This window comes from Leifsonia sp. CL147 (genome assembly GCF_900114565.1).
Taxonomy (GTDB): Bacteria; Actinomycetota; Actinomycetes; order Actinomycetales; family Microbacteriaceae; genus Leifsonia.
The window spans coordinates 458,038-477,127 of sequence record NZ_FOTM01000001.1; the positions used below are offsets into that span (position 1 = coordinate 458,038).

At 68.5% G+C, this 19,090-nt stretch carries 22 protein-coding genes; 10 read left to right on the forward strand and 12 right to left on the reverse strand.

Annotated features, from left to right (window positions below; genetic code table 11):
* Nucleotides 1–5 precede the first annotated feature (5 nt).
* On the forward strand, nucleotides 6–953 hold the full coding sequence (locus BM287_RS02105; protein WP_244527822.1) for an NAD(P)-dependent oxidoreductase: 948 nt from the start codon (nucleotides 6–8) through the stop codon (nucleotides 951–953).
* A 49-nt stretch (nucleotides 954–1,002) separates the two neighbouring features.
* On the opposite strand, the gene BM287_RS02110 is transcribed toward BM287_RS02105, so the two are convergent.
* The 6 genes from BM287_RS02110 to BM287_RS02135 all read right to left on the reverse strand — a co-directional run bounded on the left by BM287_RS02110 (nucleotide 1,003) and on the right by BM287_RS02135 (nucleotide 7,238).
* Complete coding sequence (locus BM287_RS02110) at nucleotides 1,003–2,178, reverse strand: ABC transporter substrate-binding protein (protein WP_090034659.1); 1,176 nt, start codon at nucleotides 2,176–2,178, stop codon at nucleotides 1,003–1,005.
* A gap of 51 nt (nucleotides 2,179–2,229) precedes the next feature.
* The gene (locus BM287_RS02115; RefSeq protein WP_211772940.1) at nucleotides 2,230–3,405 is read right to left on the reverse strand and encodes an ABC transporter permease; all 1,176 of its coding nucleotides are present in this window, start codon (nucleotides 3,403–3,405) and stop codon (nucleotides 2,230–2,232) included.
* On the reverse strand, nucleotides 3,402–4,922 hold the full coding sequence (locus BM287_RS02120; RefSeq protein WP_090034653.1) for a sugar ABC transporter ATP-binding protein: 1,521 nt from the start codon (nucleotides 4,920–4,922) through the stop codon (nucleotides 3,402–3,404). The genes BM287_RS02115 and BM287_RS02120 overlap by 4 nt, the downstream gene beginning before the upstream one ends.
* 6 nt (nucleotides 4,923–4,928) lie before the next feature.
* Nucleotides 4,929–5,708, reverse strand: coding sequence for an IclR family transcriptional regulator (locus tag BM287_RS02125; RefSeq protein ID WP_090034649.1), 780 nt, complete (start codon nucleotides 5,706–5,708; stop codon nucleotides 4,929–4,931).
* Nucleotides 5,705–6,625, reverse strand: a complete 921-nt coding sequence (locus BM287_RS02130) for an SMP-30/gluconolactonase/LRE family protein (protein WP_170857389.1) — start codon at nucleotides 6,623–6,625, stop codon at nucleotides 5,705–5,707. The genes BM287_RS02125 and BM287_RS02130 overlap by 4 nt, the downstream gene beginning before the upstream one ends.
* A gap of 106 nt (nucleotides 6,626–6,731) precedes the next feature.
* Nucleotides 6,732–7,238 (reverse strand): gluconokinase, encoded by a 507-nt coding sequence (locus BM287_RS02135; RefSeq protein WP_090034646.1) that lies wholly within the window; start codon nucleotides 7,236–7,238, stop codon nucleotides 6,732–6,734.
* A 246-nt stretch (nucleotides 7,239–7,484) separates the two neighbouring features.
* Here BM287_RS02135 and BM287_RS02140 point away from each other — a divergent pair, with 246 nt between their 5' ends.
* Complete coding sequence (locus tag BM287_RS02140; RefSeq protein ID WP_090034642.1) at nucleotides 7,485–8,480, forward strand: LacI family DNA-binding transcriptional regulator; 996 nt, start codon at nucleotides 7,485–7,487, stop codon at nucleotides 8,478–8,480.
* Here the strand turns inward: BM287_RS02140 and BM287_RS02145 are convergent.
* Together BM287_RS02145 and BM287_RS02150 are read right to left on the reverse strand one after the other, a co-directional pair.
* Nucleotides 8,477–8,944 (reverse strand): hypothetical protein, encoded by a 468-nt coding sequence (locus BM287_RS02145; protein ID WP_090034638.1) that lies wholly within the window; start codon nucleotides 8,942–8,944, stop codon nucleotides 8,477–8,479. The two genes, BM287_RS02140 and BM287_RS02145, sit on opposite strands and share 4 nt — an antisense overlap.
* A 38-nt stretch (nucleotides 8,945–8,982) precedes the next feature.
* Nucleotides 8,983–9,417 carry a polymorphic toxin type 44 domain-containing protein gene (locus BM287_RS02150; RefSeq protein ID WP_090034634.1) on the reverse strand — a complete coding sequence of 145 codons (435 nt, stop codon included), beginning with the start codon at nucleotides 9,415–9,417 and terminating at the stop codon, nucleotides 8,983–8,985.
* A 466-nt stretch (nucleotides 9,418–9,883) separates the two neighbouring features.
* Between BM287_RS02150 and BM287_RS02155 the strand changes: the two genes are divergently transcribed.
* The 8 genes from BM287_RS02155 to BM287_RS02190 all read left to right on the forward strand — a co-directional run bounded on the left by BM287_RS02155 (nucleotide 9,884) and on the right by BM287_RS02190 (nucleotide 16,893).
* Nucleotides 9,884–10,168, forward strand: a complete 285-nt coding sequence (locus tag BM287_RS02155) for a TIGR04197 family type VII secretion effector (protein WP_090034630.1) — start codon at nucleotides 9,884–9,886, stop codon at nucleotides 10,166–10,168.
* Nucleotides 10,165–10,527 carry a hypothetical protein gene (locus BM287_RS02160; protein ID WP_090034627.1) on the forward strand — a complete coding sequence of 121 codons (363 nt, stop codon included), beginning with the start codon at nucleotides 10,165–10,167 and terminating at the stop codon, nucleotides 10,525–10,527. Before BM287_RS02155 ends, BM287_RS02160 begins: the two co-directional genes overlap by 4 nt.
* On the forward strand, nucleotides 10,518–11,831 hold the full coding sequence (locus BM287_RS02165) for a polymorphic toxin type 44 domain-containing protein (protein ID WP_090034623.1): 1,314 nt from the start codon (nucleotides 10,518–10,520) through the stop codon (nucleotides 11,829–11,831). The genes BM287_RS02160 and BM287_RS02165 overlap by 10 nt, the downstream gene beginning before the upstream one ends.
* Nucleotides 11,832–11,970: 139 nt before the next feature.
* The gene (locus tag BM287_RS02170; protein WP_090034621.1) at nucleotides 11,971–12,300 is read left to right on the forward strand and encodes a hypothetical protein; all 330 of its coding nucleotides are present in this window, start codon (nucleotides 11,971–11,973) and stop codon (nucleotides 12,298–12,300) included.
* Nucleotides 12,301–12,608: 308 nt separating this feature from the next.
* Nucleotides 12,609–13,754, forward strand: coding sequence for a Gfo/Idh/MocA family protein (locus tag BM287_RS02175; protein WP_090034618.1), 1,146 nt, complete (start codon nucleotides 12,609–12,611; stop codon nucleotides 13,752–13,754).
* Nucleotides 13,754–14,914 (forward strand): dihydrodipicolinate synthase family protein, encoded by a 1,161-nt coding sequence (locus tag BM287_RS02180; RefSeq protein ID WP_090034616.1) that lies wholly within the window; start codon nucleotides 13,754–13,756, stop codon nucleotides 14,912–14,914. Before BM287_RS02175 ends, BM287_RS02180 begins: the two co-directional genes overlap by 1 nt.
* On the forward strand, nucleotides 14,911–15,792 hold the full coding sequence (locus BM287_RS02185; protein WP_090034613.1) for a sugar phosphate isomerase/epimerase family protein: 882 nt from the start codon (nucleotides 14,911–14,913) through the stop codon (nucleotides 15,790–15,792). Before BM287_RS02180 ends, BM287_RS02185 begins: the two co-directional genes overlap by 4 nt.
* Nucleotides 15,793–15,798: 6 nt before the next feature.
* Complete coding sequence (locus BM287_RS02190; RefSeq protein ID WP_090034610.1) at nucleotides 15,799–16,893, forward strand: glycerate kinase; 1,095 nt, start codon at nucleotides 15,799–15,801, stop codon at nucleotides 16,891–16,893.
* 118 nt (nucleotides 16,894–17,011) lie between these two features.
* On the opposite strand, the gene BM287_RS02195 is transcribed toward BM287_RS02190, so the two are convergent.
* Genes BM287_RS02195 through tatA form a run of 4 tightly spaced genes read right to left on the reverse strand, consistent with a single transcriptional unit; the run spans nucleotide 17,012 to nucleotide 19,052 of the window.
* Complete coding sequence (locus tag BM287_RS02195) at nucleotides 17,012–17,710, reverse strand: ThuA domain-containing protein (protein ID WP_090034607.1); 699 nt, start codon at nucleotides 17,708–17,710, stop codon at nucleotides 17,012–17,014.
* The gene (locus tag BM287_RS02200; RefSeq protein WP_090034602.1) at nucleotides 17,707–18,024 is read right to left on the reverse strand and encodes a twin-arginine translocase TatA/TatE family subunit; all 318 of its coding nucleotides are present in this window, start codon (nucleotides 18,022–18,024) and stop codon (nucleotides 17,707–17,709) included. Before BM287_RS02200 ends, BM287_RS02195 begins: the two co-directional genes overlap by 4 nt.
* Before the next feature lie 5 nt (nucleotides 18,025–18,029).
* Entirely contained in the window at nucleotides 18,030–18,791 is a 762-nt protein-coding gene (tatC, locus tag BM287_RS02205; RefSeq protein ID WP_090034595.1) for a twin-arginine translocase subunit TatC, read from the reverse strand.
* 42 nt (nucleotides 18,792–18,833) lie between these two features.
* Nucleotides 18,834–19,052 (reverse strand): twin-arginine translocase TatA/TatE family subunit, encoded by a 219-nt coding sequence (gene tatA / locus BM287_RS02210; protein WP_090034593.1) that lies wholly within the window; start codon nucleotides 19,050–19,052, stop codon nucleotides 18,834–18,836.
* Between the last annotated feature and the right edge of the window lie 38 nt (nucleotides 19,053–19,090).

Consider the following 19,090-nt stretch of genomic DNA (forward strand, 5'->3'; position numbering starts at 1 on the left):
GACCCATGATGAGCGTAACAGCGCAGCCGGTTGCTCTTCGAGTGGGATTCATCGGTCTCGGGGTGATGGGGCGGCCGATGGCTCTCAACATCCTTCGAGCCGCCGAGGCCTCGGGTCTGAGCCTGACCGTGACGGCCCGGCGCCGCGAGAGCGTCGACGAGGTGATCGCCGCCGGCGCCCACTGGGCGGACTCCCCACGGGAGGTCGCTTCGGCATCCGACGTGATCGTGATGATGCTGCCGGACCTGCCAGAAGCCGAGGCGGTCCTCGACGGCCCGGACGGGCTGCTCGCCGGCGTCGAGGGGCCGCTGGTCCTCTGCATCGGCTCGACGTCCTCCCCGGACGGCGTGCGGGAGCTGGGCTCGCGACTCCGTGAGAGCTCCGGAGGCAGGGTGCGCGTTCTCGACACCCCTGTCAGCGGCGGCGAGGACGGCGCGATCGGCGGCACCCTCTCCGTGATGGTCGGCGGGAGTCCGGAGGACTTCGCGACGGCCGGGCCGGTTCTGGAGGCGGTCGGGCATCCCGTGCTGCTGGGCCCGCTCGGCGCGGGCGAGGTGGCCAAGGCGTGCAACCAGATGGTCGTCGCGGCCACGGTGCTCGCCTGGGGCGAAGCGTGCGTCATCGCCGAGCGCAGCGGGCTCGATGTGGGCGCCCTCCTCGACCTGCTGGCCGGCGGGTACGCCGGCAGCCGGGTGCTGGAGACACGCAAGGCGCGTTTCGTTGACAAGGATTACCGCCCTTCCGGTGCTGCGAAGTACATGGTCAAGGATCTGCGGTTCGCCACCGACGAGGCCCGGAAGTCCGGGACGGTGACGCACCAGCTGGATGCGCTGAGGGAGTCGTTCGAGGAGTTGACCGCCGCCGGTTTCGGCGACCAGGACATCGCCGTGACGCGGGCCTGGGTCGAATCCCTCCCGGCGGCGCCCGCGGCGCCCGCGGCGCCCGCGGAGTGAGCGGAGCGAGAAGGGGAGGCTCGGCGACCGAGCCTCCCCTTCTCGTGACTCACTTGCCCCAGACCTTCTTGTAGACGTCGCGGTACCCGCTGGCCGGGTCGAACACGTCTCCGGTCGGCACGTTCTGCTTGGTGATGAGACCCGGTGCCGGAACGAATCCGGACCACTGCTGTCCCGCCAGAGCGCGGTTCACCTCGTCGACGATCTCCCAGCCCTCCATGGTGAGCGGCTCGGCGACGGTCGCCGCCTGGTAGTCGACCGAGCGGATGCGCTGGAATTCGGCGGAGTCACCGTCTCCCGCGGCCACCGACTTGGGCGTCCCGGCCGGGTCCTTGCCTGCGGCACGGAGCGCCTGCTGGGCGCCGCCGAAGTAGTTGCCGTTGATGGCGAGGAGGTAGGTCAGCTTGTCGCCGTCCTTCTGGAGCAGGTTCGAGATGATCCCCGGCATCCGCTGATCGGCGTCCGCGATGGGGGAGTCCTGGTAGCTGAGGACACTGCATCCCGAGCATGCCGTGATGTACGCCTGCATGGCCTTCGCCTTCTCCACGGCGATCTGGTACTGGCCGTCGGTGAAGATCGCCACCCCGGCCTTGCCGTTCGAGTCCGCGACCGCGAACGCCGCCGCCAGTTGCGACACCGCGAGCGGGTCCGTGGAGACGTTCGCGAACAGCCCGTTGCCCGGGCCGGTGCTCGCTCCCGCGTGCCAGCCGACGACCGGGATCTTCGCATCGTTCGCGGTCTTGATCGTCGCGGCCTGCTCGGTGGGGTCGAACCCGCCCAGCACGATGGCCGCCGGCTTGGATGCGATCGCCTGGTTCAGCGCATCCGTGCGCCCCTGCGCCGTGGCCTTGCCGTCGTAGACGTTGACCTTCCAGCCGATGACCGCAGCAGCCTCCTTCACGCCCTCGGCGACCGTGTTGACGCCGCCGTTGGTCAGGTCGCTCCCGACGTAGGCGATGGTGGCGCCCGCCTGCTGCGCCTTGGGGCCGGACGACTTGGGCGAGAAGCCGGTGCTGGCGGACAGGCTGTCGGCCACGAGCTTCTTGGAGGCGGCGACGATGTCGCCGCTGGGGATGATCGATGCGTAGGCGTTGGCAGTCGCGGCCGGCGTGGACGTGGTTCCGGCGCCCACCGAGGCGCTGGAACAGCCGGTGAGGATGAGGGCTGCTGCGGCAGGGATCGCGGCGAAGGCCAGCGCCCTGGCGCGGTGTTTCTTGGTGATCATGTCGGTTCCTTCTCTTGGTGTCGTGGCCGGCGACGGTGCCGGTCCCTCGGGTCAGGTTCGGGTCGTGCTGGTGCTGGATAACGCTGTCTCGTCCCGTGCCGACGCGGATGGGGGGACCGCGTCGGCACGGGGAGCGGCGGGGGCCGTCGGCCCCGCGCCGTCCGGCGCGGATCCCGCGCCGGAGTTCTGGGTCGTCGTCTTGGGGGTGTCCGCCCGGTTCAGCCGGCGTCGGCTGGCGAGCGAGGCGATCGTGATCGCGGCGACGAGGGTGAGCCCGTTGAAGAGCGGCTCGAGGAAGAACTGTCCCGGGAGCAGCTGCTCCAGTCCGGAGATGCCGATCGTCGCGATGAGCACACCGAGGACGGTGCCGAGGGCGTTCACGCGGCCGGGCTTGATCGTCGTCGAGCCGAGGAAGGCGGCGGCGAGCGCCGGGAGCAGATACTCCGGGCCGATGTTCGCCTGGGCGACGCCGGCCTGGCGCGAGGCGAGCAGGATGCCGGCCACCGCGGTCAGCATCCCCGAGGCGACCATGGCGCCGACGATGTAGCGGCGCCGGTGGACGCCTGTCAGCTCCGCTGCCTTCGGGTTGGCGCCGACCGCGTAGAGGTAGCGCCCCATCGGGAGGTACTCGAGGATGAGCCAGATGATCGCCGCGACGACGAGCGCGATGATGAAGACGCCGGGGATGGGGCCGATCGACCAGGTGGACAGGGCGTCGAAGGCCGAGGCGCGCATCCCGGTGTTGTCCGTCACCTGCCGTCCTCCGGTCACCCAGTAGGTGATCGCGTAGATGACCTGCGCGGTGGCGAGGGTCGCGATGAAGGCGTCGACCTGTGCCAGCTCGATGAGCAGGGCGTTGACGAGACCGATGACCGCGCCGCCGGCGAGGCACATCAGGATGACCAGCCGGTAGTCGATCCCCTGGAGCTGCCAGAGCAGCGACATCACCTGCCAGAGTCCGACGCCGTAGCCGATCGAGAGGTCGATCTTCCCCGCCACCATCGGGAGGGTGACGGCCAGCGCGAGGATGAGGAGCACCGACTTGCTCGATGCGAGCAGCTGGAAGTTCAGCAGCGTCGCGAAGGTGGTGGGGGCCGCGACGGCGAAGATGGCGAACAGGAGGACCGTCAGCACGACCATCCCGTACACGGTGTACAGCTTGCGGTACCAGGGTGCGCCCTTCGGCGGCTCCAGCGCCGTCGACTTGAGGGAGGTGTTCATGCTCATGCGACGCTCATTTCTGTTTCGGTGGGTCGGTCGAGGTCGGATGCCGCGGCGACCAGGTTGGCGATCGTGAGATCGGATCCGGAGAGCTCGGCGACGACGACGCCGCGGCCGAAGACGATCGCCCGGTGGGCGATCTTGGAGACCTCTTCCATGTCGGTGGAGACGACGAGGGCGGCGGTGCCCTGGCGCGCCGCATCCCGGAGCAGGCCGTAGATGTCGGCTTTCGCGCCCACATCGACGCCCATGGTCGGCTCTTCGAGCACGACGACCTTGCGCCCGACGCCGAACCAGCGGGCCAGGATGACCTTCTGCTGGTTGCCGCCGGAGAAGGTGTCGAGCGGCAGCTCGGGATCGGCGGGCCTGATGCCGAAGTCGCGCACGTACTCCGCGGCCGCGGCCCGCTCCGCCTTGGCCGTGCGGAACTCGAAGGTCTTCCGCCCCCAGACCGCCGGGTTGAGGAAGAGGTTCTCGCGGACCGAGAGTCCCGGAGCGACGGCCTCGGCCTCCCGGTTGGAGGTCGCGAAGCCGATGCCGCGTGCGACGGCCGCCGCCGGGTTGCGCGGCACGAACGGACGCCCGTCGAGGCGCAGCTCGCCCGACTGGAGGGAGACCGCACCGGCGACGGCCCGGCCGATCGGCTCCTGGCCGGCTCCCCGCAGACCGCAGAGCGCGACGACTTCGCCGCGGTGCACGCGCAGCGTGACCGGGCCGGCGCTCTCCACGGCGACCTCGTCGAGCTCGAGCCGCACCTCCGCATCCGGTTCGTCGAAGACGGTGTTCTCGGTGTGGCGCCCGACGATCAGCTCGACGAGCTCGCCGTGGCTGAGTCCGGCGACCGGACGCTCGGCGACGACGTGGCCGTTGCGCATGACGACGGTGCGGGTCGAGATCTCGTAGATCTCGTCGAGGCGGTGGGAGACGTAGATCATCCCCACGCCGCTGTCGCGGAGCCGGCGGAGCACGGCGAAGAGCCGCTCGACGTCGGCGGCAGGGAGGGACGCCGTCGGCTCGTCGAGCACGAGCAGTTTCGGCTTGGTGACGAGGCCTCGCGCGATGGCGAGGAGGCTCCGCTCGGTGCGCGGCAGATCGAAGACACGTGCTTCGGGATCGATGCCTCCGCCCACCAGTTCGAGCACCTCGGCGGCCCGGCGGTTCATCGCTTTGCGATCGATCAGGCGCAGCCGGCGCGGGTAGCCCAGGACCTGCGCCATGTTCTCGGCGACGGTCATCCACTCGATGAGTCCCAGGTTCTGGTGGACGATCGAGATCTGGCGGCGGATCCCGGAGGAGTCGAGGTCGGCGCCGGACAGCTTCATCTCGCCGCTGTCCGGCTTGTACACGCCCGCGAGCATCTTGATGACCGTGGACTTGCCCGCGCCGTTCTCCCCGAGCAGGGACACGATCTCGCCCTGGTGGACGGCGAAGGTCACGTTCTCGGCGGCGCGCGTGGCGAAGAAGGACTTCGTCAGGTCGGTGACCTGCAGAAGGGGTATGGCAGCCGGGTCTGCGGTGTTCATGGGGTCCTATCTCTCGGCGATGGGCGAAAGCTGACGGGCGAGCGATGTGAGGTCGGCGATGAGCCGCTCGCGAAGCTCCAGACGGACACGCTGGGTGAGCAGCGTGGTGGACACGGCGATCGGCTCGCCCGTCGTGGGGACCGGCACCGCGAAGCAGGTGACGCCGATGGTGTTCTGCTCGTCGTCGATGGCGAAGCCGCGCAGTCTGACCTGGGTGAGCTCGCGCCGCAGCTCGGCGACGTTGCGGGGCGCCCGCTTCGTGGGACGGGGCAGTGCATCCACCCCGGAGAGGCGCGCATCCAGTTCGTCGGGCGGGAGGCTGGCCAGCATCGCCTTGCCGAGCGCGGTGACGGACGCGGGCATGCGCCGGCCGATGTCGCTGGCGAGCCGGATCGGTTGGCGGCCGTCGTGCCGGGCGAGGTAGATGACCTCCATCCCGTCGAGCGTGGCGAGCAGCGCGGTGTCGTTCTGCAGCGTGGGCAGCGCGTCGGTGATCCTCCGGAACTCGCCGACCAGCGTGGTGGATGCCAGCATCGACTGGCCGAGTTCGAGCACCTTGTAGCCGAGCATCCATCTCCGGCCGGACCGCCTGAGCATGTGCGCCGCCTCGAGCGTGGTCACCAGGTTCGAGGCCGACGACTTGGCGATGCCGAGTCCGATCGCGATGTCCGTGAGGGTCGCCGGTTCGGAGCGCGCGCCGAGGTACTCGAGCACCTGGACCGCCCGGAAGGCGGCGGGCGCCGGAGTGTCGCCGGCGGCGGGATGCGACGAGGCGATGGCGGTCATGACGGCACCGTCACAGTGCGTGCGTCGCGCACGAGGGTCTCGATCGTGTAGATGCTCGTCGTCGCGGCGATGAAGAGGGTACGTCCGTCGGCGCCTCCGAAGCAGAGGTTTCCGACGCACTCGGGCACCGGGATGCGGCCCAGGAGGGTGCCGTCCGGAGCGTAGACCTGCACGGCGTCCGCACTCGACGTCCAGATGTTTCCGTGCTCGTCGACCCGGAAGCCGTCGGAGAGGCCGGGCTGGATGACGGCGAAGACGCGGCCGTCCATGCAGCGTCCGTCCTCGACGCGGTAGCAACGGATGTGGTGGTTCCCCGTCCCGTCGGTGCGCAGCGCGGCCGACGTGTCGGAGACGTAGAGGAGGGATTCGCCGGGGGAGAAGGCGAGTCCGTTGGGCTCCTCGATGTCGGTCACGACCGCATCGACCGACCCGGACGCCGGGTCGAACCGGAAGACGTAGTTGCCGCCGTATTCGGGGACGCCCGGGTGGCCTTCGTGCGGCTGGACGATGCCGTACGGCGGATCCGTGAACCAGATCGTTCCGTCGCGGGCCACGACCACGTCGTTGGGGGAGTTGAACCGCCGTCCGTTCCAGCTGTCGACCAGCGTCGTGACGACGCCGTCGCGATCGGCTTCGACGGCACGCCGGCCGTGCGAGCACTGGACGACGGTCCCGTCGTTCGCGAGGGTGCGGCCGTTGGGGTACTCGGCGTCGCTCAGATAGACCGTGACCTGGCCCGTCGTCCCGTCCGCTTCGAGGATGCGGTTGCCGGGGATGTCGCTCCAGCGCAGCGCGCCCCGGCTCGGGAGCCAGACCGGGCCCTCCGACCAGGTGGCGGCGGTGCACAGCAGGCGGAGGCTGGAATCCTCCGGCACGAGGTCGCGGAGGCCCGGCTCGGCAGCTCTCTGATGTGACACGCTCAACCTCCCTTGGTTGTTCACCTGATCTAACACGGTTCCGCATAGTGAACGCAATGGACGTGTTCGAGATTTCGAACCGCGTTCAAAAAATGGAACCAGGTGTCTACCGAGGGGCGGCGGCGATCCCGTCGCGGATGCGGCCGAGCTGCTGCTCGAGGCCGGCTTCGGCCGGAATCACCAGGCCGCGCTCGTCGGGCTCGAGAGGTTCCAGTGTCGCGAACTGGGAGGCGAGGAGTCCGGGCGGCATGAACTCGTGGGAGCGACCCGCCAGTCGCTCGGCGATGAGCTCCGCGGTGCCGCTCACGTGGGCGAAGTACACGTCCGGCGCATGAGAGCGAAGGCGATCGCGATAGGCCCGCCGGAGGGCGGAGCAGGCGACCACATCCGCCGTTCCGTCGGCGAGCACCTCACCCACCAGGTCGAGCCACGGCCAGCGGTCCGCATCCACGAGGGGGATGCCCGCGGCCATCTTCGCGATGTTCCCGGCGGGATGCAGGGCGTCGGCATCGACGAAGACGAGTCCCTGCTGCTCTGCGAAGGCGGCGCCGACCGTCGACTTCCCGCACCCCGAGACCCCCATGACGACCAACGGTTGTGTGCGATGCGGCATCGGCTTCCTCTCGATCCCTCGGACAGTACCAACGGTCGTCGCCGCCCGGAGCCCTCCGGGTCACCGCGCATCCAGCCGGCTGAACACGGGCCGAAACCCTGACCCGCGACAGCGCCGAGATCCGGTACGGACGAGGCCCGGAAACCGCTCCTCACGTCTCCCGCAGCGAACGGATCATCCGCTGGAGGAGCCGGAACGCGTCCGTCTGCTCCTCCGGCGTCAGCTCCCGCAGGTTAGCGTGTAGCCGTGAACCAGAACGCCGCACCGACCCTCTCGGACGTCGCCGCGCACGCGGGAGTCTCGCTGGCCACGGCCTCGCGTGCGCTCAACGGCAGTACCCGGCAGGTGCGGCCCGACCTGAAGACGCGTGTCCTCGCGTCGGCGGCCGCATTGGGATACAGCGTCAACTCGCAGGCGCAGGCGGTGGCGAAGGGCACCTCCAGCACGGTCGCTCTCGTCGTGGGCGACATCGCCGATCCGTACTTCTCCTCCATCGCCGCCGGTGTCGTCCGGGGCGCCCGGGAGCACGGTCTCTCGGTGACGCTGACCGGGCTCGAGGCGTCCGCGGTGCAGGAGGACTCCGGGCAGGAGGCCGCGCTCATCGCCGCGCTCCGCGCGCAGCGTCCGCGGGCGGTGATCGTTGCAGCCGGACGGGAGACCGACGCGGGGTGGGAGGCGTTCTCGCACCTGAACGCGTTGACGGTGATCGGGCCCGACGTTCCGGGGATCCGGTCGGTCGCCGTCGCCAACCGTGACGGGGCCGCCGCGCTCGCGACCGGCCTCCGCGGGCTCGGATATTCCGACTTCACCATCGTCGCCGGCGATGTCCGGCTGTCGACCGTCTCGGAGCGGATCGGCGGCTTCCTCTCCGTGGCCCCCGGAAGCCGCATCGTCGAGGGCGCGTTCTCGCGCGATGGCGGCCATCGGGCGATGGCGGAGTTGCTGGCCGCAGGCGCGCGGCCGGAGTGCGTGTTCGCGGTCACGGACGTCATGGCCATCGGCGTCGTCGGCGCCATCAAGGACGCCGGTCTGACACCAGGCGAGGACATCGCCGTCGCCGGATTCGATGACGTGCCGATCCTGCGCGACCTCACTCCGCGGCTGACGACGGTCGCGCTGCCGCTGGAGGAGATCGGGGAACGGGCGCTGGCCCTCGCCGTGTCCGACGTGTCCGACCTGCGGCTGAGCGAACCGATCGTCGGAGAGGTCCGCATCCGCGAGTCCACTCCTCGCACGGCCTAGTCACGACAGGGCGGGGTGTCTCTGAGAACGAGCCCAGATTGCGCGCATCCGATTTGCATGGACCAGAACTCGTATCCCCAGTTACAGGTGTAGATACGCACCTCGGTCCAATCCGCGAGGAACTTGCCGGGGCCGTCGGTGAGTTTGTATCTGGAATTTTCAAAGCTGATTTCGAATAGATAATCATCGACTTTCCGCCACGTCACCGGGCCGTCATACCGATCCTCGCTGGTGAGCTTGATACACACATTGCCCGGCTCTTCCTGATACCCACGAGGCACACCGACCGCGTAACCGGTTCCATCGGTTCGCAGCGTTAGCGTCATGGGTCCCAGCGGTTCTTGGATGAGCCCCTTCCCTTCGTTGTAGAAGGTGCCACCCTTCCATTTGATGGTCTCTGTGAACAGTCTGCCGTCCGAGCACCCTGTGAGCGAGAGATACGTAAGGAGTGCGGCGAGGAGCACGCCCCATCTGGTCGCGGGCTTTCGCGACCACGGTGTTCTCATGATCCCGGCACCTGATTGAGACCGTTGAGTTTCGAATTCGCGATCTCCTCGTAGAACTGCTTCTCAGACAGCCCGTTCGGATACTTCTTGTAGAGGTCGTAACCGACCTGCACGGCCTCATCATCGAGAGGATCGTTTCCCTTCCCCGCGTCGAACCCTGCAGAGGTGCCCAGGTTCGCACCTTGGAGCGCCGTGTCGAGGTCGACATCCCAGTGGGCGAGCATGGAACCGTACATCACGTTGCCGAAGACATCCGACCGGACGACGCGCCCCTGCCCGTCATGGAGATAGAAGAAGCCGCTTTCATACCCGAAGTCTTTCGCGAGGTAGACCTTCATAACCCATTCCCCATCGGTGGGGAATTTCTTGAGAAACGCTCCGACGCCCTGCACAGCGACCAGGTTCTCGAAGTTCGCGCCGCCGATGTTCACGAGAACACCGAAGAGGAATTCTCCCTACTGACATTTGTCCCCTCGTCACTGCATCGGGCACGGCAAAGATGGTGCCTACCGGTCCGAAAACCTACCAGCCGCCGGAACACACGCCCGCGAGACGACGCGATTGCGGACACTACCCGGACGGACCTGCGGCTCAGCGAGCCGATCGCGGGAGAGGTCCGCATCCGCGAGTCCACTCCTTCCCGGGCGTAGCGCTCTCGCGGCGTGTTGCCCCGGCCTCGGAGCCTCGACCCCCCGCCCAATGCGTTCACACCTCACGGGGAAGAACAAGCAGAATGCACACGTCGGCGTTGCCGCGTGTTGCAGTCCTCCTCCGCGATCGTCCGATTGGTGGCCGCAATCACACCGTCTCGCGATCCGGTGTTCCTGTGGTTGGTATGTTTGCGGACCAGCCGGCATGCACATCGTTGCCGTGCTCGACGCAGTGACGAGGGGTCAGATGTCAGCAGGAAACATCGTTTCGAGCACGGTCGGCGCCGATGCCGCGGTGCATGAGTTGGTAGGTATCGACGCCTCCGGGTATCCGGATCAGCAGGTGACGTTCGGTTTCACCGGCGGCATCCCCGGGATGGACGCGGGCCGCGATGTCACCAACGAGATGTGCCAGACCATCAGCCGGTTCTGTGCTGCGGTGTTGGGGCAGGCGAACACGTTCCCGGAGCTTGCCAGCAGTATCGAGAAGCGTGATGTCGCGGATGCCGAACGCTGGGCGAGCTTCCCGTGAGCGCAGACAAGAGCGCGAGGGAACGCGCGGAACTGGACTGGCAGATCGAGCGCGTCGAACGGCAGGAGGACGAGTTCTCCGAGGCTCGGCAGCGTTACGAGCGTTCGTTGGAACAGTTCCGTGAGCAGTTCCATGCCGTGGGCCGGCACCGGGAATCCTCCCTCGGAGAGCGCATGCAAGCGGGGGATACCGGCGCGCAGCACGAACTCGAGACACGTCAAGAGCTGCTGTGGCAGGTTCACCGGTATGTCGAAGAGACCTCGGAGGAGTTGGAGCAGACACGTTCACGGGTCCGGCGGTCGTTTGACGATGAATTGGACAAGCTCGCCAAGGAGAGGAACGCGCTGCCATGGGAGTAAGGTTCAGCGCCGCTGATTCGAGCAACCTCATCAGCGCGATGCGTAACAACATCACGAACGCGGACCTGATCATCGTCCGCCTCGATGCGGGCTCGCAGCATCTGGTCGCCCAACTCGACGCGGGCGTGCTGCGGGGGGCCGCGTTCACGGCCGGGCGGGGCTTGTTCGCGGAGTTGATCCTTCCGGGCATCGCGAAACTCCGTGAAGCCGTAAGTGATATCCAGGCCGAGCTGGCGTCGTACGAGTACGCGCACTCCGTGATCGCCGGGTACGGCAACTTGGACCATGACGACCTCACGACCGCGTTGCAGGAGGCGAACGAGCGTCTTCGCCTCATCGAGGAGCAGATCGAACGCAACAGCGACTTTCTCACGCAGGTGCAAGCGGTGTTCAGGGGCGACGTGGAGAAGCTCGCCCACCAGAACCAAGTGCTCCAGCGGCTCAAAAACCAAGTCGAGAACGAGATTGAAGACCTCAAGGAAAAGATCGACAAGCTGGAGTGGTTCGTGGCTGACGTGTCGAAGTACTTCTCCGACAGTCTGGAGGTGATGCGTCTCGCCACTCAGGCTGCAATCGAGTTGAACAAGGTCGCGGTCGAGGCCGATGGCAGTTACTACACGAACGGCGTGGACCTGGCGATCATTCGTGGGCTGTCCGGCGCGAGGATTTCCACTCACAGCCACGCCGGCCTCGGTATCCCTGACGGCTTCGTCGTCTACGACACCCTGGAACACGCTTCGGCGCTCAGTTACGACAAGCTCGTGGAGTGGCTCGGTTCCGAAGAGGCCAGCCGGCTCCACTCCCTCGCCCGGAACAACCCGGGGCTCTTGGACTCGATGCTCCGCGAGGCCTACAAGCTGAAGGTCGACGGCGACCCACTGGGCGCGCTGGGTGCCCTCTTCAACCTCCTGAGTGAGAACGGCTGGATCGCGCTCCAGGGCGGTCAAACAATTCTCGATAAATTCAAAACCAACGGCGATTGGGACATGAAGCGCTACCTCGCCGAAGACGCGGGGTACGAAAGCGGTGCCTTCTATCTCCATGACGAGCAAGGTCGGGTCGTTCGATCGGATGTCTTCGGAAACGTCATGTACGGCGCAATGCTCGCCCATTGGGGCGTCGACCTGGAGGTGGCGCTCAAAGGCGCAAACGCCGGCACCGCTGCAGGAGTCGATGCCGGAGTTAATGACGAGTTGGATGATCGGGCCGCGAGGTACGGTTACGACCTCTACAAGAAGTATCCGAACGGACTTTCTGAGAAGCAGTACTACGAAGAAGTCGCGAGTGCGAAGCTTACGGGCTAGGGCATTCCTGCTACTGGCGCTGACAATGGCTGTCCTGTCGCTGACGGGATGTTCGGGCCCGTTCACGGATACAGTCACGTGGCGAGGCGGCACGTTCTACGCCGAAGGCACCGGCTCGCCCCACGTGGACAATGGACGGATGTCTCTGACGCTGCGGGCCGACGGAACCGGCTTCGTCGTGGACCTCCCGCGTGGGTATCGGAAGACGTCCGACCGCCCGTGCACCCCGGTAACTGGCGAAAAGCCCTACAGCGGCAAAATATCGTGGCACAAGGTGAACAATTTCCTGTTCGAGATCAAGTTCCCAGGCTCTCACTACGGGGTCGCGGCCCGACCAGAAAAGTTCGACGGAGACTGGACCGAGGCGCGCATCCAAGCCTGCAACGGGAGGGGCGGGTATTGGTCGGTAAAAATCGACTGCGGGCAGCCGGGTCTCGTCGCCAAGGAGATTCCACGCTGTCGTGACTAACGGCCCTCCCGCCGATCACAAGGCACTTCCGCCGTTGGCGTCCGATATTCGGCTTGGGCTGGGAGATACTCCGCGCTGCTGTGACGAGAGCCACTCGCCCATCACCCGTTGTGCGCGTGGATCATTGGCGCAGCCAGACCAGCTTGTGTCAGCTGAGTGTGCGTCGCGGACTCTATTGACGCGCTCTTGGCGCTTCCCGCCGCGTGTTGCCGTTTCGGGCAAATCGCGCTACCGTCTGGTAAGCGCTTTCCGCCGGTGACCGAACAGAGCCCGGAAGGCATCTTCTTCCGCAACCGCAAGGAGCACACATGACGTCCATCGGCATCATCATGAACGGCGTCTCCGGGCGCATGGGATACCGGCAGCACCTGCTCCGGTCCATCCTCGCGATCCGGGAGCAGGGCGGTGTGCTGCTCTCCGACGGCCGGCGGGTGCAGGTCGTTCCGCTGCTCGTCGGCCGCAACGAGGAGAAGCTCGCGGAGCTCGCCCGGCGCCACGACCTCGCCGACTACACGACCGATCTGGATGCGGCGCTCGCCGACGACCGCTGGCAGATCTACTCGGACTTCCTGGTCACGAAAGCTCGCAGCGCCGCGATCCGCAAGGCCATCGCCGCCGGCAAGGCGATCTACACAGAGAAGCCCACCGCGGAGTCCTTCGAGGAGGCGCTGGAACTCGCCCGCCTGGCCGAGGCGGCCGGAATCAAGAACGGCGTCGTGCACGACAAGCTCTACCTCCCGGGCCTGCGCAAGCTGAAGCGGCTGATCGACTCCGGGTTCTTCGGCCGCATCCTCTCGGTGCGCGGCGAGTTCGGCTACTGGGTGTTCGAGGGCGACTGGCAGGCGGCGCAGCGGCCCAGCTGGAACTACCGGGCGGAGGACGGCGGCGGCATCATCGTCGACATGTTCCCGCACTGGAGCTACGTGCTCGAGAACCTGTTCGGCCGCGTCGAGTCGGTGTACGCACAGGCGGCGACCGAGATCCCGCAGCGTGTCGACGAGCAGAGCCGCCCCTACGCGGCCACCGCCGATGATGCCGCGTACGCGATCTTCGGGATCGAGGGCGGCATCACCGCGCAGCTCAACTCCAGCTGGACCACCCGCGTCAACCGTGACGAACTGGTGGAGTTCCAGGTGGACGGCACGCACGGCAGCGCGGTCGCCGGCCTGTTCGGCTGCAAGATCCAGCCGCGCAACGCGACACCGAAGCCGGTCTGGAACCCCGACCTAGCCGACGAGCACGACTACGACGCCGACTGGATCGAGTCGCCCTCGAACGAGGTGTTCGAGAACGGCTTCAAGACGCAGTGGGAGGAGTTCCTGCGCCACGTGCTCGAGGACGCCCCGAACCCGTACGGCTTCCTCGCCGGCGCGCGCGGCGTGCAGCTGGCCGAGCAGGGCCTGCGCTCCTCCCGCGAGGGCCGGCGCATCCAGCTGGCCGAAGTCGGCCTCTGATGGCGCGCACCACCCTCCTCCACGCAGACGGTTCGACGACGGCGATCGAGCTCCGCGACGCTCCCGGTCACCACCGGCCGACGCGGCCCCTGGTCTCGCGAGTCGCCTACGCCGCCGCTCATGTCATCCCCCGGCCGTGGGCGGACAACGTGCCCGGCGCGCCGGCCGAGATCGACTGGGATGCGACTCTCGCGTACCGCCGGCACCTCTACTCCTGGGGTCTCGGCGTCGCCGACGCGATGGATACCGCCCAGCGCAACATGGGGCTGGATGCGGCCGCCACCCGGGAACTGATCACCCGCTCGGCGGAGACCGCCCGCGAGTCCGGTGGCCGCCTCGTCGCCGGGGTGAACACCGACCACGTCGAGGACGAGGTCATCTCGCTGGACGCGGTGATCGACGCGTACAAGGAGCAGGTGCACTTCACCGAGGACGCGGGGGCCGGGGTCGTCCTCATGGCCAGCCGCCACCTGGCCCGGGCAGCGCAGTCGCCCGCCGACTTCGAGCGGGTCTACCGGGAGGTGCTGGAGGCCGCAGCAGGTCCCGTCGTCCTGCACTGGCTGGGCGAGGCATTCGATCCGGCCCTCGCCGCGTACTTCGGGTCTGCCGACACGGCGGCCGCGAGCAGCACGGTCCTCCGGATCATCGAATCCGGCGGGGACAAGATCGCCGGAATCAAGCTCAGCCTCCTCGACCCCGGTGCCGAGATCGCCCTGCGCTCGCAGCTCCCCGACGGGGTCAGGATGTTCACGGGAGACGACTTCAACTACGTCTCGCTGATCGAAGGCGACGAACGGGCGCACTCGGACGCGCTGCTGGGCGCGTTCGCCGCGATCGCACCCAGTGCGTCGGCGGCCATCCAGGCAGTGGACGCGGGCGACACGGACCGGTACCGCGACATCCTCGGCCCCACCGAATCCCTCTCGCGGCAGATCTTCGCCGCGCCGACCTACTTCTACAAGACGGGGATCGCGTTCCTGTCCTGGCTGAACGACCACCAGCGCTCGTTCACCATGGTCGGCGGTCTGCACTCGGCGCGCAGCCTCCCGCACCTGTCGGAGATCGTGCGGCTGGCCGACGCCGCCGGGGCGCTGGAGCGGCCCGAAGTGGCGGCTGCACGGTGGAACCACCTGCTGAGCCTGAACGGAGTGGACGCGTGACCCGGGCGGACCCCCGGCTGTCGCTCAACCAGGCGACCATCCGGCATGCGGATCTCGCCGACGCCCTCCGGGTCACGGCGGACGCGGGGGTCGAATCCATCGGACTGTGGAGGGAGCCGGTCGCCGAGGTGGGCCTGGAGACGGCGACGCGGATGGTCGCCGACTCCGGACTGCGCGTCTCCACACTGTGCCGGGGCGGCTTCTTCACGGCGATCGACGGCCCCGAGCGGCGCCGGTCGCTCGACGACAACCGGCGGGCGATCGCGGAGACCGCGGCGCTCGCGGCAGCCGGTGCTCCGGGCTCGCAGGCGGTGCTCGTGCTCGTCGCGGGCGGCCTGCCCGCGGGGTCCGTCGATCTCCGCGGCGCCCGCGGCCGGGTGGCCGATGCGATCGCGGAGCTCGAGCCCGATGCCCGCGCCTCGGGGGTGACCCTGGCGATCGAGCCATTGCATCCGATGTACGCCGCCGACCGCGCCGTCGTCTCCACTCTCGGCCAGGCGCTCGACCTGGCGGCGCCCTTCCCGCCCGAAACGGTCGGCGTCGCCGTGGACACCTTCCATGTCTGGTGGGACCCGGAGGTGCTCCCGCAGATCGCCCAGGCCGGTGCGGAAGGACGCATCGCGACGTACCAGGTCTGCGACTTCGTCACGCCGCTTCCCGCCGATGTGCTGCTCGGCCGCGGCATGATGGGGGACGGGCACATCGACTTCAGAAGCCTGACGGATGCCGTTGCGGCGGCCGGGTACGAGGGAGACATCGAGGTGGAGATCTTCAACGCCGCCATCTGGGAGGCGGATCCGGCCGAGGTCGTCGCCCGCACCGTCCAGGCGTTCGCCGACCACATCCCGCTGGCCGCATCCCGCCGGTCAGGCTGGTGACCTGACGTGGCCCCGACCGTCGTGATCGCGCCCGACTCGTTCAAGGGCACCGCCACCGCGGACGAGGTCGCCGTCGCAATCGGCGCGGGATGGTCGAGCGTCCGCCCAGGCGACCGCGTCATCCTGGCGCCGATGGCGGACGGCGGTGAGGGGACGCTTCTCGCCCTGCTGCGGGCCGTCCCCGACGCCGCACGTCACGCCGTCGATGTGACCGGGCCGGATGGCCGCAGGGTGAGCGCCGAATGGCTGATGCTCCCGGATCGAACCGGCGTGATCGAGCTCGCCGCGACGAGCGGAATCGGGTTGATGCAGCAGCTGGCCCCGATGACCGCAAGCACGGTCGGCTTCGGGGAGGCGATCGCCGATGCCCTCTCCGCCGGGGCGACGAGGCTGCTGCTCGCGCTCGGCGGGAGCGCGTCGACCGATGGAGGAACGGGCGCACTCACGGCGCTCGGCGCACGGTTCCTCGACGAGCAGTGCGAGCAGGTTCCGGCCGGCGGGGGAGGGCTCACCTCTCTCTGCTCGGCGGATCTCTCCGGGCTGCCGCCCCTCCCGCCGCGCGGCGCGCACATCCTCAGCGATGTCGACAGTCCGCTGCTGGGTCCGGCGGGCGCCGCGCACGTCTTCGCGCCGCAGAAGGGGGCGACCGCGGAACAGGTCGCGGAGCTCGAGGCGGGACTCGCCCGGCTGGCCGCCACGGTGGGAGCACCGGACGTCGCGGGTGCCGGAGCGGCGGGCGGCACGGCCTACGGCCTTCTCGCCTGGGGAGCGACGCTGGGCTCCGGCGCCGCAGCGGTCGGGGAGGCCGTCGGCCTGCCGGCCCTCATCGCGGACGCCGACGTCGTCATCACCGGCGAGGGCCGCTACGACGCTCAGTCGAGCGCCGGCAAGGTCACCGACTACGTCGCCGGACTGGCGCGGGACGCGGGCGCCGACGTCCTCCTCGCGGCAGGTCTCATCCGTGCCGACACGGGCAAGTACCTGCTGGCGTCGTCCCTCAGCGACCTGTCCGGGAGTCCCGAGGCCGCGATGCGCGAACCGCGCCGATGGTCGGAGGCCGCGGGCGCGGACCTGGCCCGCCGCTACTCGGCGCTCCGCTGACCCGAGTCGGGCCCTCGATCGGCGCGACTGCCGGTGTTCGGAACGTTTGCGGTCCGGCGCGCACCGGCATACGCTCCCAACCGCAGCAGTCGCTGCGCCGCGACGTGCGCCGCGCTTCTCAGTCGGCGCTGGACAGCAGCCAGCGCACGCACCGGGCGAGCAACGCCTGGTGCCCGGCCGACTCGTAGGCTGCCGTGTCGTGGCCGAGCGCGTCGTAGACCACCCGGGCGGACGCCGGGCCGACGGTGCGCGCCCAGACCACGGGGACCTCGTCCCCGCCCGATGATGCCGTTGCCGATGCCGTTGCCAGGACGATGTTGTCGGGCTCGAGGGACAGGTTCGAGTACAGCTCGTCCTGCACCGCGAAGTCGTCGAGGCCGGCGATGAACGCGGGCGGCTCGGCGGCGAGGTGAACGTTCAGCCGGGCATAGTCCGGGTGGAAGCTCTCGCCCCTCACCCAGACACCGCCGAGGATGGACTTCCATTCCGGGATGCCGCGCAACGACGTGGATGTGGCGTGCACGCCCAGCAGCGGACGGCCTGCAGCGAGGTACCCCAGAAGGCCGGCCCGGCCCTCCGCTTCCGCGTCAGGCGCCGGATCGTCGGGGAAGTTCAGGGCCGGGTCCCCGAGGTTCAGCACGAGAAGGTCGGGCAGCTCCGAGGGGAGTGCCGCCATCCGGGCGTCGACGTCGCCGCTGACCTCCGCATCCATCCCGAGTGAGGTGAGCAGGCCGGCCAGCCGGTCCGAGGTGCGTGCGAACGGGTGCCAAGGATCGGCGTACCGTCCTTCACCGGACAGGATGAGTGCGCGCGTCATGCCTCGCCAGCCCGGTCGTGCTCGGCCGCGGTCGCACGCGCCCGTTCCGTTGTCTCTGCGGGCTCGAGCGTCAGCGCATCCCGGATGATCCGGCGGGGGTCGTAGCGCCGAGGGTCGAGGCGGGTCCAGTCGATGTCGTCGAACTCCGGCCCGACCTCCTCGCGGAGGCGTCCAGTGGTGTCGTCCGCGAGCTTCCGGAGCGTTCGGACCATGCGGCCGAGTGCCGCGGCCGCGGCCGGAAGGCGCTGCGGCCCGAGCAGGAACCCGGCGATCAGCGCGATCACAACGATCTTGTCGAAAGTCAGCCCGAACATGATGATCAGCTTTCCACGAAAAGGGACTCGGCCACGGTCGCCTCCAGGCGGCGGACGCGGCGCCGGTCGTTGAGCAGGCTCACGCCGCACGCGAGCCCGTACAGAGCCAGCATCGGCGCCGCCAGCAGCAGCATCGACATGACGTCGGCGGCCGGCGTCGCGATGGCCGTGAACAGGCAGATGCCGAGCAGAGCCCAGCGCCAGGCGTGGGTGATCGCGCGTCCTGACACCACTCCCGCGAAGTTGAGCAGGACGACGAACAGCGGAAGCACGAAGGCGACTCCGGTGACGAGCGTCAGCTTCAGCACGAAGTCGAAGTAGGCGCTCGCATCCAGATAGGAGGACGTGAGAGCGGGCGCGAATCCGGTCATGAGCTGGACGATGTGCGGCATCACCCACACGCCGGCTGCGCACCCGGCGATGAACAACGGGAGTGCGCTGAGGACGAAGCCGGAGGTGTACCGCTTCTCCCGGCGGTTCAGGGCGGGCATGAAGAAGGCGAAGAGCTGATACAGCCACACGGGACTGGACAGCACGATCCCGACGATCACGGCGATCTCGATCCGCAGGTCGAAGGCGGCGGAGATCGACGGGAAGTTGATGACGACCGCCCGGTCCTGGCTCCGTGCCGCAACGAGGACCGGGCTCCGGAGGAAGTCGAGAGCGGGTTCGGCAGCGAACCAGCCGGCGACCACTCCGACCCCGATCGCCACGGCGGCGCGCGTGAGTCGGCGGCGCAGCTCGGTGAAGTGCTCGGCCAGTCCCATGCGCCGCTCAGGGTCGCGCGCAGCTGGGTGACGCATGAGGGCTCAGGCGTTCCCCGCGCTGGTGACTTCGGGCTCGGCGACGGCGGCGGCCGCAGTCGTCGACGCCTCCGGGTCGCGCTTGTCCTTCTGCACTTCCTTCTGCAGGATGCGGACCGACTGGCCGACGCTGCGGGCCAGAGCCGGGAGCTTGGCGGCGCCGAAGATCAGCACGACGACGGCGAGGATGATCAGCGCGTGCCATCCGGTGAGATTTCCCAACATTGGTAACTCCTTCGTTTCCGTGGGTGGAACTGTTGTCG

Excerpts from the sequence above, each read along its gene's own strand:
- BM287_RS02105 (WP_244527822.1), top strand. The coding sequence starts at position 6 with ATGATGAGCGTAACAGCGCAGCCGGTTGCTCTTCGAGTGGGATTCATC.
- BM287_RS02110 (WP_090034659.1), bottom strand. The coding sequence starts at position 2,178 with ATGATCACCAAGAAACACCGCGCCAGGGCGCTGGCCTTCGCCGCGATC.
- BM287_RS02115 (WP_211772940.1), bottom strand. The coding sequence starts at position 3,405 with ATGAGCATGAACACCTCCCTCAAGTCGACGGCGCTGGAGCCGCCGAAG.
- BM287_RS02120 (WP_090034653.1), bottom strand. The coding sequence starts at position 4,922 with ATGAACACCGCAGACCCGGCTGCCATACCCCTTCTGCAGGTCACCGAC.
- BM287_RS02125 (WP_090034649.1), bottom strand. The coding sequence starts at position 5,708 with ATGACCGCCATCGCCTCGTCGCATCCCGCCGCCGGCGACACTCCGGCG.
- BM287_RS02135 (WP_090034646.1), bottom strand. The coding sequence starts at position 7,238 with ATGCCGCATCGCACACAACCGTTGGTCGTCATGGGGGTCTCGGGGTGC.
- BM287_RS02155 (WP_090034630.1), top strand. The coding sequence starts at position 9,884 with ATGTCAGCAGGAAACATCGTTTCGAGCACGGTCGGCGCCGATGCCGCG.
- BM287_RS02165 (WP_090034623.1), top strand. The coding sequence starts at position 10,518 with ATGGGAGTAAGGTTCAGCGCCGCTGATTCGAGCAACCTCATCAGCGCG.
- BM287_RS02170 (WP_090034621.1), top strand. The coding sequence starts at position 11,971 with ATGTCTCTGACGCTGCGGGCCGACGGAACCGGCTTCGTCGTGGACCTC.
- BM287_RS02175 (WP_090034618.1), top strand. The coding sequence starts at position 12,609 with ATGACGTCCATCGGCATCATCATGAACGGCGTCTCCGGGCGCATGGGA.
- BM287_RS02180 (WP_090034616.1), top strand. The coding sequence starts at position 13,754 with ATGGCGCGCACCACCCTCCTCCACGCAGACGGTTCGACGACGGCGATC.
- BM287_RS02195 (WP_090034607.1), bottom strand. The coding sequence starts at position 17,710 with ATGACGCGCGCACTCATCCTGTCCGGTGAAGGACGGTACGCCGATCCT.
- BM287_RS02200 (WP_090034602.1), bottom strand. The coding sequence starts at position 18,024 with ATGTTCGGGCTGACTTTCGACAAGATCGTTGTGATCGCGCTGATCGCC.
- tatC (WP_090034595.1), bottom strand. The coding sequence starts at position 18,791 with ATGGGACTGGCCGAGCACTTCACCGAGCTGCGCCGCCGACTCACGCGC.
- tatA (WP_090034593.1), bottom strand. The coding sequence starts at position 19,052 with ATGTTGGGAAATCTCACCGGATGGCACGCGCTGATCATCCTCGCCGTC.